The organism is Microbacterium sp. (assembly GCF_047972865.1).
Classification (GTDB): domain Bacteria; phylum Actinomycetota; class Actinomycetes; order Actinomycetales; family Microbacteriaceae; genus Microbacterium.
The window spans coordinates 1-12189 of sequence record NZ_JBKEAY010000246.1 but is presented as its reverse complement, the minus strand read 5'-3'; the positions used below and the strand labels follow the sequence as shown (position 1 = coordinate 12189).

Annotated in this window: 11 protein-coding genes and 1 tRNA gene; 8 read left to right on the top strand and 4 right to left on the bottom strand. The window is 69.0% G+C overall.

Annotated features, from left to right (window positions below):
- Positions 1 to 330: 330 nt before the first annotated feature.
- Entirely contained in the window at positions 331 to 1959 is a 1629-nt protein-coding gene (locus ACK5KK_RS15175) for an ABC-F family ATP-binding cassette domain-containing protein (protein ID WP_416890922.1), read from the bottom strand.
- Between the two features lie 218 nt (positions 1960 to 2177).
- Positions 2178 to 4193 carry a DUF262 domain-containing protein gene (locus ACK5KK_RS15170; protein WP_416890921.1) on the bottom strand — a complete coding sequence of 672 codons (2016 nt, stop codon included), beginning with the start codon at positions 4191 to 4193 and terminating at the stop codon, positions 2178 to 2180.
- A gap of 172 nt (positions 4194 to 4365) precedes the next feature.
- On the opposite strand from ACK5KK_RS15170, the gene ACK5KK_RS15165 reads away from it, so the two are divergent.
- The 7 genes from ACK5KK_RS15165 to ACK5KK_RS15135 all read left to right on the top strand — a co-directional run bounded on the left by ACK5KK_RS15165 (position 4366) and on the right by ACK5KK_RS15135 (position 10114).
- Positions 4366 to 5139: a hypothetical protein gene (locus tag ACK5KK_RS15165; protein ID WP_416890923.1), complete on the top strand. Its 774-nt coding sequence runs from the start codon at positions 4366 to 4368 to the stop codon at positions 5137 to 5139.
- Between the two features lie 76 nt (positions 5140 to 5215).
- Entirely contained in the window at positions 5216 to 5770 is a 555-nt protein-coding gene (locus tag ACK5KK_RS15160) for a hypothetical protein (RefSeq protein WP_416890920.1), read from the top strand.
- Positions 5771 to 5773: 3 nt separating this feature from the next.
- Complete coding sequence (locus ACK5KK_RS15155) at positions 5774 to 5971, top strand: hypothetical protein (RefSeq protein WP_416890919.1); 198 nt, start codon at positions 5774 to 5776, stop codon at positions 5969 to 5971.
- A 79-nt stretch (positions 5972 to 6050) separates the two neighbouring features.
- Entirely contained in the window at positions 6051 to 6824 is a 774-nt protein-coding gene (locus ACK5KK_RS15150) for a DeoR/GlpR family DNA-binding transcription regulator (RefSeq protein ID WP_416890918.1), read from the top strand.
- On the top strand, positions 6821 to 7771 hold the full coding sequence (locus tag ACK5KK_RS15145) for a 1-phosphofructokinase family hexose kinase (protein WP_416890917.1): 951 nt from the start codon (positions 6821 to 6823) through the stop codon (positions 7769 to 7771). Before ACK5KK_RS15150 ends, ACK5KK_RS15145 begins: the two co-directional genes overlap by 4 nt.
- 41 nt (positions 7772 to 7812) lie before the next feature.
- On the top strand, positions 7813 to 9825 hold the full coding sequence (locus ACK5KK_RS15140) for a PTS fructose transporter subunit IIABC (protein WP_416890916.1): 2013 nt from the start codon (positions 7813 to 7815) through the stop codon (positions 9823 to 9825).
- 16 nt (positions 9826 to 9841) lie between these two features.
- On the top strand, positions 9842 to 10114 hold the full coding sequence (locus ACK5KK_RS15135) for an HPr family phosphocarrier protein (protein WP_416890915.1): 273 nt from the start codon (positions 9842 to 9844) through the stop codon (positions 10112 to 10114).
- 59 nt (positions 10115 to 10173) lie between these two features.
- Here the strand turns inward: ACK5KK_RS15135 and ACK5KK_RS15130 are convergent, their stop codons facing one another.
- Positions 10174 to 10812, bottom strand: a complete 639-nt coding sequence (locus ACK5KK_RS15130; RefSeq protein ID WP_416890914.1) for an MBL fold metallo-hydrolase — start codon at positions 10810 to 10812, stop codon at positions 10174 to 10176.
- 111 nt (positions 10813 to 10923) lie between these two features.
- Here ACK5KK_RS15130 and ACK5KK_RS15125 point away from each other — a divergent pair.
- A tRNA-Glu gene (locus ACK5KK_RS15125) sits at positions 10924 to 10999 on the top strand.
- A gap of 69 nt (positions 11000 to 11068) precedes the next feature.
- Here ACK5KK_RS15125 and ACK5KK_RS15120 read toward each other — a convergent pair.
- The coding region (locus ACK5KK_RS15120; protein ID WP_416890913.1) for a tyrosine-type recombinase/integrase at positions 11069 to 12189 on the bottom strand (1121 nt) is incomplete at its 5' end.

Below are 12189 nucleotides of genomic sequence, written 5' to 3'. Positions count from 1 at the left end.
ACCTTCATCAACAGGCCGACCGAGACCAGATCCGGCAACGACCGATCCGACTCGGGCTTCCTCCAACCAGAACGCGGCATACCCCCAAACTACACCGATGCAACTCTAATTGAACGGTATTTGCCCTAATCGGGTACTTCATTTAGTATTCGCGCGAGCGCTTTCAGTTGATGCGGCGTGTGGTCGTCGATGCTCTTCTTCTCGACGGTGAGCGCCCACCAGAGTGTCTGTTCGATGCCGCAATCACCGCAGGTGCGCGGCGACACCACACCCCATGCGCCCATTCGAGGGGCCCGTTGTTCCTGCACCACCTCCGGCGCGCGCGCTCGCTCAGCCGACGCGCGTGAGCGTGCCGTCGTGGTCGAGGCGGAGTTCTGCATCCGGCTCGAGCCGCTCCACGAACCCGCGATCGTGGCTGATCACGATCAGCGCACCCCGGTAGGCGGCAAGCGACTCGACCAGTTGCGTGACGCTGGGGGAGTCGAGGTTGTTCGTCGGTTCGTCCAGCACCAGAAGTTGCGGGGGCGGGTCGGCCAGCAGCACGCGGGCGAGCGCCGCGCGGAACCGCTCCCCGCCGGAGAGGGTAGCGACGGGGCGATCGGCGGCGCCGCCGCGCAGCAGCAGGCGCGCGAGCTGATTGCGCAGGTCGGAGGTGGGGATGCCGGCGGCAACCCGCTGGACGTGTGCGAGCGCGCTCGCGGTGGTGTCGAGTCCTTCCAGATGCTGGGACAGGTACCCGATGTGCTCGATGTCGGCGTGCGCCGACGCGCGTGCACGTCGACGCTCCTCCCGGGCGCCCGGCTCGTCGGGGGCGGGCGCCCCGGACAGGAGCTGCCGGATGAGGGTGGTCTTTCCGGCGCCGTTCGGTCCGGTCAGGGCGATGCGCTCGGGACCCTGCACGATGTACTCACGCTCGTCCGACCCGACCAGCCGTGCGATCCGACGGCCGGCCGGCACGCCCGGGTCGGGCAGCTGGATACTGATGTGGTCGTCGTCGCGGACCCGTGAGCCGGCGTCATCGACCGCTTTGCGCGCGGCGTCGAGCCGGTCGTCGTGCAGGCCCCGGCGCGCGGCCTGCGCCTTCTGCGCGGAGTTGCGGCGGTTGTTGACGACTGCGCGGACGAACCGGCGGTTGACGGCATCCGTCCGGCCCTTGCGCTCGCTGTGGGCGATCCGTTCCTCGGCCTGGATCCGCTGCCGCTTCTCGGCTTTGAGGGTCTGTTCGGCCGTGCGCAGTGCGCGAAGCGCCGTGTTCTGCTCGGCGGCGACCTGGGCACGGTACGCGCGGAAGCCGCCCGGGAACACCGCCAGCTTGTTGGACCGCAGTTCGGCGGTGTCGTCCATGAGTTCGAGCAGCGCCTCGTCGTGACTGGCGACGATCAGCGCGCCCCGCCAGCCGCGCACCAGAGCGTGGACCCGATCGCGCCCGTCGGCATCGAGGTTGTTCGTGGGCTCATCCAGCAGGGCGACGTCCGCGCCCCGCACCATCACCCCGACGATCGCGGCGAGGGTCGTCTCGCCCCCGGACAGCGTCGCGGTGGGCCGGTCGAGGCTCGACAGCTCCAGTCTGTTCGCCGCCAGGGTGGCCAGCGATCGCTCTTCGATATCCCAGTCGTCGCCGATCCGTTCGAACAGGTCCTCGTCGGTGCGGCCCGCTTCGACGGCGCGGATCGCATCGACCGTGTTCCTGACGCCCAGCAGGTCGGCGACGGTGTCACCCGGTGCGCGTGCGAGGTGCTGCGGCAGGTGGACGACGACACCCGAGGTGGTCACCCGCCCGCTCGACGGGGTGAGTTCGCCGCGGATCAGGCGCAGCAGTGTGGACTTTCCGGCCCCGTTGCGGCCGACGAGGCCCGTGCGGCCGGGCCCGAACGCAGCGGACAGGTCCGCGAGGGCCGGTGTGCCGTCGGGCCAGCAGAAGGTGACGTCGTGCAGGACGACGGAAGCGACAGCGGACACGGTGGTCTCCAGATGGTGTCAGGGGATGCCGCTGACACGGGAGACGCAGAAGAGGACGCGCGAGCCGGTCAGCGATGGACGCTGGAGCCGTCACCGGTCACGAGATGTCCTTTACGTTGGGCCCCTCTCACACGCGGCGCGGATGCCGCGGGAGCCTGGCCCCAGTATGACACGAGCACATGGAGGACCGGGGCGGACGACGCGAGAGGCGCACGTCGTCAGCGCATTGCGTTGCCGATGTAGGAGTACTTCACGAAGACCTCACCGGCGATGCCGGCCGCCTCCAGCACACCCTGGACGGCAGTGAGCATGTACGAGGAATCCCAGCCGAGGTACAGATACTGCCCCGGGGCGACCTCGTCCCACTGCCCCTGCCAGGCCATGTCGGGATACAGCGGCCCACCGCGCTGCGCACTATAGGCGCTCACGGCATCCCGTGCGTCGGCCCACAGCCTCTGGAAGACGCGGTGGAACAGGTACCGGATGTCTTTGACCTCCCAGTGCTCACCGCAGTACTCCACGTAGTCGAACTCTCGCTCCCACCCGTGCGGCCAGCCCCTCCGGCGCCGAGCATCGAGGATGGGAGTGAGGTCGTCGTCGTCGATCCCGACGACCTCGGGCCGTCGCCACACCTGGACGAATCGTTCGGTGAGCTGCTCGGTGCGCGCGCCGATGCTCGCGGTGCCCCACGCGTCGTGCTGCGTGACCTCGCGGGCGAAAGCGATGTCGCTGTTCTCGTACACCGCCCGCTTGACGGGAAAAGCGGCGTCGAACGCGCGGTCAGCAAGGTCCGGTTCGAGCAGCGTCAGGTTCCCGATGGTCTTCGCCAGTGCGCGGTGACTGTTCTGCTCGTCATCGGTGTACTGTGCCCAGCGCCGGAATCCGTCGCCGCTCCAGTCGTCGCCGGGGGAGACCGGGACGATGTGGTCGATGTCGACCGCATCGGTGGGGGACAGGTCCGCGAGCCGTCCCAGCACGTATCTCGGGTGCGGCAGGTCCGAGAACTTCAGCCCGACCCTGGTGCGTTCGTCCGACGGGGTGATCCGGCCCATCGCCGTGCGCAGCGCATCCGGTCCGTCCGCGTAGGCGCGACACAGTCGGGCGACGAGACGGTCGGTGGTGATGCCGACGACCGTGCGGCGCAGCAGCAGTGACTGCAGGTCCTGCAGCGCGTGCAGCAGCGCGTCGCGCGGCAGGATGCCAGCGGCGTGGTCATGCATCAACTGCAGGGTGAGGGGGTAGGCGCCTCGCCCGAACGTGTTGAGGAAGCCGAGGTGACGACCCACCTCGGGGTCGGGATGCCCGAAGGGCTCGAGCAGCGTGCGATACAGGCCCGCGAAGGTGCGCCAGCGCGCAGCGATCGCGGGCAGTGTGGCGGGGAGCAGACGCGGGAAGAGCCTGCGGAACGCATCGTAGACGCCGCGTTCGCCGACGACGGCGACCTCCCGCCCCGTGGACATCACGAGATAATGACGCCAGAACGGACCGATCTGATCGCCGGTGGCGTGCTCGATCGGCATCCAGTAGTCGCGTTCGATGATCGTCTGTTCGTCGTGAGACAGGCCCATCAGCACGTAATTGTGGATCAGCTCGTGGTCGCGGAGGGGTTCGCCGGTGGAGTTGAGGCTCTCGAAGATCTGTTGCGCGTTCGCGGCTCCGCCCAGAGTGATCGACACGTGCTCCAAGCGTCCCAGGCCGCGCCAGAGGTGCGCGGCCTCGTCGGGGCGGATCTGACTGCGGAAGAACGCATAGTTTGCGTCGAATCGAGAGTCCCGGTCGCCAGTCGTGCGGCGATCGAGGACGACCGACTCGAACACGTCGGCCCACGCGCGGTGAGGCACGAGCTTGGTGCGGCCGGGCTCGCCCTCGCGCACCAGAACCCGTTCGAGTTCGGCCGCCGTGCCGGGGTCCTGCGCGCGCAGCGTGTGGTGGAGGGCCGCGACCAGCAGCATGATCGTGGTGATGCGCTGCTGACCGTCGATGAGGACCAGCCCGGCATCGCCGGTCGTGTTGGCCGACGAGAGGATCGATCCCAAGAAGTGGGTGCTGCCCGGATCCGCATCGGCGGCGGCGCGCACGTCCGCAAGCAGTTGTTCGCAGCCACCGATGTCCCACCGGTACTGGCGCTGGTACACCGGCACCACGATCGTCGTGGCGGGGTCCGAGAGCCAGCCGATGGTGTTGACGGCGGTGGCGTCGACGTTCGTCGCGGGGGTGTGGGTGGCACGAATCATAAACGGTGACGACGCGTCCGGATCGACGTGATCGGGCGGCGCGCCCGGTCCACTCTAGCCGCGTCCGGATATTCACGGCGTCGACACGGCGAGTTCGCAACGCGCCAATGTAGGGTGACCTAAGTCGGACCTGTAAAAACTTCGCTTGTCTGGCAGAAAGGTGATGATCCGCATGGGATACATCAAGTCCGAAGCGCTCGAGGAGACCGGCTACGTGGTCCTCGACAGCTACAACAAGCCCATTGACCCCAAGGAATGGCTCGATATCGAGTACGTCGACTGGAAGTCCTCGGGCGACACCCGTTTCGCACCGTTGGCCTCCGCCAAGGGCGAGATCGAGTGCAACGGCTTCTGGAACCACAAGCCGCCGCGCACCGACAAGGACGGCGTCTGGATCGACGCGCAGACCGAGATCGCTCCGACACTCACGGCGCGCGCGAAGGAGCCAGGCTCCAACGTGGGCCGGTGTCGCATCATCGAACTGCAGCCGAACACGTACGCGGACTGCCTCTACAACCTGCACCAGGACGACAACAACCGGCTGAACCCGGACGGCACCGGCTGGGTCGTGCGCAGCTTCTTCAACCTCACCGACGACAAGGACAGCTTCTTCGTGCTGCGTGAGAACCGCACCGACCCGAGCGAAGAGACCCGCATCGCGCTGCCGGCCGGTGCCCAGCTGGTCATCGACACGCAGCGGTTGTGGCACGCCGCCACCCACTACGGCGACGCGCCGCGGTACTGCCTCATCACCTCGTGGACCAGCGGCCCCGAGCTCGACGCCTACATCGCGAAGTACAACGGTGTCGCCAAGGTGGACAGTGTCCCGGTCGACCAGGAGACGCTGGATGCCGGTCAGGCCGAGCAATCCCGCCGCATCGCCGCACGCGCGGCCGCCCTGGCCGCCCGCGGCCAGCAGGAGGTCACCGCGATGAGCGAGGCCTGAGCCGCCTCGGTTCTTCCGGAGGGTCCGGTCGCCTGGCGACCGGACCCTCCGTGTGTGTGCGGGGGATAATGGCGCCATGTCGACGGAACGGGCCGGGGTGTCAGGCGACGAGCTTGCGCGCCTCCAGACCTCCGCCTATGGGCCCGACGCCGACCCGCGTGACGCGGCGGCGGCGCGGCAGAAGCTGCGCGAACTCACCGACGCCGTGGCGGAGGATCGCGCATCGGCGGACGTCGCGGCCGTCGATGTCGCGGCCACCGCACCCGAGGCGCCCGCCCCGTCCGGAGCCGAGCCGAACGGTGCGGCAACGGCCTCCGGAGCGACGGCAACGGCGGAGCCGGCTTCCGCGCCTCGGCCTCGCCGCGCCGCGGTGACGGCCGCACTCGCCGTCGGTGCCGTCGTGATCGGCGGCGGGGGAGTCGCGGTGGGCACGCTTGTCGGCGGTGGAGGGTTCACCCGTGGTCCGGCGGCCGTCCTCGCCCCGGCGGCTGACGACGTGCGGCCCCCGGCCTGGGTCGACAGCGCCGACGCACGGATCTACCTGGGGGCGAGCGCCGACGCCCCGTTCCATGCGTACACGGAGTTCTCGCAGATGCGCCCGTGGGTGATCAACACCTCGGTAGGCGGATAGTGCATGATCGTGCAGGGCGCGGAGGACTACGCGGTGGGCTGCGGCATCGGTGACCTCCCCGCCATCGCGGACGTGCGTGTCGGCGCGGGTGGTCGACCGTCGGCGTCGGGGTCGGAGTACGACACCGGCACCATCGTGCGCTTCGTGCTGCAGAACGACCGGATCGAGGTCTGGGTCTCGTCCCCCGCCGCGCCGCCGTGATCCCGGATGTGAGAATATCTGTGTAGTTGTTGTTTTAGTTGCTGATGTGTTGTAGTCTCTGTGTGTCAAGGAGGCCGACATGTACGCGACGGAGCGACAGCAACTCATTGCCCGCCTGGTGAGCGAGGACGGTCGCGTCGCGGTCGTTGACCTCTCCACCCGCCTCGGAGTCACCACGGAGACGGTACGGCGCGACCTGGCGCAGCTCGAAGAAGCCGGTGCCCTGCGTCGCGTGCACGGTGGGGCGGTGGCGGCGACGCGTCGCAGCACCGCGGAGTCCTCTGTGGCCGACCGCACCGGGCAGCACAGCGGCGCCAAGCGCGCGATCGCGCGCCGCATCGTTGCGACACTGCCCTCGGGCGGCTCAGTCTACCTCGACGCCGGGACCACGGCAGCGGCCGTGGCCGCCGTGCTCGCCGAGCGTGAGCACGGCGAACACCTCGAGGTCGTCACGCACTCGATGACCATCGCGCACCTGCTGGCCGGGGTTCCCGGCGTAGGCCTGTCGGCGATCGGCGGCAGGGTGCGCGGCCTCACCGCCGCCGCGGTCGGGTCTGCGACGGTCGCCGCGATCGCCCAGCTGCACCCGGATATCGCCGTCCTCGGCACCAACGGCGTGTCTGCCGGTTTCGGGTTCAGCACACCAGACCCCGACGAGGCCGACGTCAAGCGGGCCATCGTCGCCGCCGCACGCCACGTGATCATGGCCGCCGACGCGTCCAAGTTCAATCTCGATCTGCTGGTGTCGTTCGCCGCGCTCACGGATGCCGATGTGCTCGCCACCGAGCTTGCGCCGCCGCGTGAGCTGCAGTCCGCGCTCGACGACGCCGACGTGGAGGTGCTGCTGCCGTGATCGTCACCCTCACCGTCCACCCCAGTCTCGATCGCACCGTCGGGATCGAGCTTCCCCTCCGCGTCGGCGACGTGCAGGCGGGAACGAGCCTCCGTGAGGATGCCGGCGGAAAAGGGGTCAACGTCTCGGCCGTGATCGCACGAGCCGATCAGCACACGCTCGCCGTGCTGCCGCTGGCTGGGGAGGATCCGCTGGCGTCGCTCGTGGCGGCCACGGGTGTTCCCGCCCGCATCGTTCCGGTGCTCGGCCGGGCACGATCCAACCTCGCGATCGTTGATCCCGGCGGCACCACAACGAAGATCAACCTCCCGGGCGCGCACCTGGCCGATGCCGAACTCGATGCCGTCATCGAGGCTACCGTCGCATCCTCGGCCGGCGCCGACTGGCTGGTCCTGGCCGGGTCGCTCCCGCCGGGAGCGCCGGATGACCTCTACGTCCGCGTCATCGACGCGGTGCGACGCGCGTCGGAGGACGATGCACCCCGCATCGCCGTCGACACATCGGGTCCTGCCCTGCACGCGGTCGTCGCGTCGGGCCGGCCCGACCTCATCAAGCCAAACGAAGAGGAGCTCGCCGAACTCGTCGGCGTCGCCCTCGATCCCGAGCGCGACCTGAGCGCGGCCGTGGCCCGCATCGCACGCGACCTCGTGCCCGTGCGCGTGCACACGGCCTTGGTCACCCTCGGCGCGAAGGGCGCCGTGCTGATCAGCCCCGAGGGCGCCTGGACGGCGCTGCCCCCTCCCATGGTCGTGCGCAGTACCGTGGGCGCCGGCGACAGCTCCCTCGCCGGATACCTGCTCGCCGACCTCGCCGGGGACGCCGCGCCGGACCGACTTCGCTCGGCCACGCGCTACGGCGCCGCCGCTGCGGCGCTGCCCGGCACGCAGCACCCCGGACCCGACGACCTGCCCCGCGGCGACATCGCCGTGCAGGCGATCACCCCCTGAACCGATCAATCGCCATCCACGCCCGACCAGAGGAGGTCACTGTGGCAGACATCATCACCCCCGCCCTGGTGAGCATCGACGCCGACCTCGGCGACGACAAACGCGCCGTGATCGACGCGCTCGCCACCCGCGTCGCCGCGGAGGGACGCGCCGACGACGCCGTCCGGCTCGCCAACGACGCGTGGGATCGCGAGCAGAAGGACGAGACCGGCCTGCCGGGCGGCATCGCGATCCCGCACGCGAAGAGTCCGGCCGTCACCCGGGCTTCACTCGCCTTCGCGCGACTGAAGCCGGCCGTCGACTTCGGCGCCCCCGACGGCCCGGCAGAACTCGTCTTCCTCATCGCCGCTCCAGACACCGCCGCCGAAGAACATCTCGCGGTGCTCTCCAAACTGGCCCGGTCGCTGATGCAGGACGAGTTCACGACCGCTCTGCGTGCGGCAGCCACTGCGGAGGACGTGGTCGCGATCGTGCGCACTGCCATCGGTGAGGGCGCGCCAGCTGAGCCCGCGCCCGCGCAGGCTGCTCCGGCGGCCGTCAGCCCCGTCGCCGAGGGTCCGAAGATCGTGGCAGTCACCGCCTGCGCCACCGGCATTGCCCATACCTTCATGGCCGCGGACGCGTTGACGGCGGCGGCTGCCGAAGAGGGCGTCGACCTCGTCGTCGAGCCGCAAGGCTCCAGCGGCTACAAGGCGCTCGACCCGGCCGTGATCGCGGCGGCGGATGCCGTGATCTTCGCCGTTGACGTCGATGTGCGAGAGCAACAGCGGTTCGTCGGCAAGCCCGTCATCCGGTCCGGGGTGAAGCGGGGGATCGAGCAGCCGAAACAGCTTATCGCCGAGGCGATCGCCGCCGCCGACGACTCGAACGCACCGCGGGTCAGCGGCGCCGCCGCGGAGAGCACAGCGAACGCCCCGACGAACATGTCGTGGGGTCGGCGCATCCAGCGCATCCTGCTCACCGGTGTGAGCTACATGATCCCTTTCGTCGCTGGCGGCGGGCTGCTGATTGCGCTCGGGTTCCTGCTCGGCGGGTACGAGGTCACCGACGACGCGGCCGCCGTCATCATTCAGAACTCTCTATGGAACCTGCCCACGGGCGGACTCGGTCAGTACCTCGGCTCCGTGGCGTTCATGATCGGTGTCGCCTCGATGGGCTTTTTGGTGTCGGCACTGGCCGGATACATCGCGTTCGCGATCGCGGACCGCCCCGGTATCGCTCCCGGGTTCGTCGCCGGCGCTGTCGCCGTGCTCATGAACGCGGGCTTCATCGGCGGGATCGTCGGCGGCTTGCTGGCCGGCGCGGTCGCGTGGTGGATCGGCACGTGGGACGTACCCCGCTGGTTGCGCGGCCTCATGCCGGTGGTGATCATCCCGCTGCTCGGGTCCATCGTCGCCTCCGGGTCGATGGTGCTGTTCCTGGGTCGGCCGATCGCGGCCCTCATGGTGGCGATGACCGATGGGCTGACCGGTCTCGTGCAAAGCGATGCCGGCGTCATCCTCGTCGGGGTCATCCTCGGGTTGATGATGTGCTTCGACCTGGGCGGCCCCGTCAACAAGGTGGCTTACGCCTTCGCGACGACCGGTCTGGCCGCGGCCAGCGCCACGAACACCACCCCCTACCTGATCATGGCCGCGGTCATGGCCGCGGGGATGGTCCCCCCGCTTGCGCTCGCGCTGGCCTCGACCGTGCTTGCGCGGCCGTTGTTCACTCCGGTGGAACGCGAGAACGGCAAGGCGGCGTGGCTGCTGGGTGCGTCGTTCATCAGCGAGGGTGCGATTCCGTTCGCCGCCGCCGACCCACTGCGGGTGATTCCGGCATCCATGGTCGGCGGAGCGGTGACCGGCGCGCTGAGCATGTGGCTGGGCGTCGCCAGCTACGCGCCCCACGGCGGATTGTTCGTGTGGTTCGCCATCGAACCGTTCTGGGGTTTCCTCGTGGCCCTCGTGGCCGGTACGGTCGTCTCAGCGCTCGTCCTGGTCGTGCTGAAGAAGTACGTCCGCCGCGCACCCATCGAGACCCCCACCACGACCGCGGTCCCCGTCGCGGCGTAACCCAAAGGAGAAGGACATGGCAGAACGTACCGCCACCGTTGCGAGCAGCTCGGGTCTGCACGCCCGCCCCGCGAAGCTCTTCGTCCAGGCCGTGCAGGAGACCGGGGTTCCGGTCACGATCGCCGTCGAAGGCGGGCCCGACCTGAACGCCGGCAGCATCCTCACCCTGATGGGGCTGGGGGCCACGCAGGGCACGGTCGTCACCCTCAAGGCCGAGGGGGACGGCGCCGAGGCCGCGCTCGACTCGCTCGTCACATTCCTCGAGATCGACCACGACGCAGCGGGCTGATCCTCGAATCGTGAACGGGGCGGATGCACGGGGGCATCCACCCCGTCCTCGCGTCGGGGTCAGATCTCGATCGACTCACCGGGGTGGAGCCGGTGGTATTGTCCGTCGCGCTGCTCGGTCGCCCATTGCAGTCGGCCGTGACCGATGCCGAGCCCCAGTTCGGAGAGCGTCCGGTCGTGTGTGGCGAAGACCTGGGGAGCAGCGACGGCGAGCACGAAGTCCATCGCGTCGCCGATCTTCAGCCAGGGCGCGCCGATCGGGGCGGCCAGCAGGGCGATGTCTGTGTCGTCGGGGACGGCGTACGAGTCGCCCGGGTAGTAGAAGGTCTCGTCGACGAGGATCCCCACATTGTCCACGAGCGGCATCGATTCGTGGATGACCGCGTGTGTGCCGCCGAAGAACCGCAGCGAGAATGCTCCCACTTCGCGGGCATCGCCGGGGGAGATCTCGATGATGTCGTATCCCACGGCCGCCGCGACGACCCCGGCGGGTCCGTAGATCGGCACGTCAGGGCGGGCGGCGCGGATGCGGTCGAGCTGAGCCGGCGTCCAGTGGTCGGCGTGTTCGTGGGTGAGGACGACCGCGATGACGTCGTCGAGGTCCTCGACGGGTGCCGTGAAGCCACCCGGATCGACCAGGAGCGTCTGGCCGCTCTTGGTGAGTCGGAGACAGGCGTGTTCGAGTTTGGTGACGCGCATGACCCCAGTTCACACCAGGCGCCGGTGACCGGGCAAGCCGCATTCCTCGAACGCGCTCATCGCGATTTTGTGCGGGTCTTTCGGCATGGCATACTTGAACGGTTGTCTGACGGCCCCATCGTATAGCGGCCTAGTACGCCGCCCTCTCACGGCGGTAACGCGGGTTCGAATCCCGCTGGGGTCACCAACAAGAAGCCCCCCGGTTATCCGGGGGTTTTCGCATTCCTGCCGTCGGACGCTATGGCGCTATGAGGCGCTACGCGGCTTTCGGCAACAGATTGGCGACATCCGATTGCATTGCTGCCTGGTCGAGCGCCGTGGCAACACCGTCGAGGTCGTCGTCGAACAGGTCGGCGGAGACATCGAGCGTCACAGCGGCCGAAGCGCGCCCCAGCATCCGCTGCACGGCCTCGGCGTTCGCCCCGGCGCTGACGGCGTGCGATGCTGCCGTGTGTCGCAGCTCGTGGGGAGTGAGCCCATCCAGGCCGATTGCGGTTGCGGCGAGGTCGAGCCAGCCGACGCGGTAGGCGTGGTTGCGCAGCCAGGTGCCGGTGCGGATGCCGTAGAACACGGGAGCGTCGGGGTCGCGTCCTGCGATCTGGGCGCGGAGCAGGCGGACGAGGAACGCGGGGATCGGGATGCTCCGGTGCTCGTAGTCCTTCGGCGGCTCGATGCGCTGGTATCCCTTGTCGGCGACGACAGTCTGCTCGACGGTCAGGTGCGGGTGTTTCGCGTCAAGGTCGATGTCGCGGATTCGCAGCCCGGAGAGTGCGCCCCAGCGCAGGCCGCAGTACGAGAGGGTGAGCACGACGAGGCCGTATCCGTAGTCTCGGCCGTCTTTCATCTCGTCAATGGCCTGGGCGAGCGCCGCGACCTGATCGTGCGAGAGGTAGCGCTTGCGCGTCTTCGTCGGCTTGGGGAGCTTGGGCCTGGCTCCGGGGTTCGACGGCAGACGCTCGTCCTCGACCGCGAACCGTAGTGCTCCGGAGAGCACGTTGACGATCTTCCGCACGGTCGCGGGAGCGCCTGGCAGTGCGGATGCCCATTCCTGCACTCGAAGTCGGGTGAGGTTGCCGATCGGGATGTTGCCGAGTTCGGGCGTGATGTGCTTGTCGATGATGTTCTCGACCCGGCTGCGTGTCGTCGCGCGAAGGTCGCCGCGTGCGGCGAGCCAGGTCTGAAGCCATTCGGCCACGGTGACCCTTGCCAGTGAGGGATCGAGGTAGCGGCCTTGGGCGATGTTGACCTCGGTCGTCGCCAGGAACAGCTCAGCGGCCTTCTTCGTCGTGAAGCCGCGCTTCTGGGTTTGCTTCTTGTCGGGTCGGCGATAGAGGGCACGGTAGCGACGGCCTTTCGTCGTCTCGTACGCCTCGATGC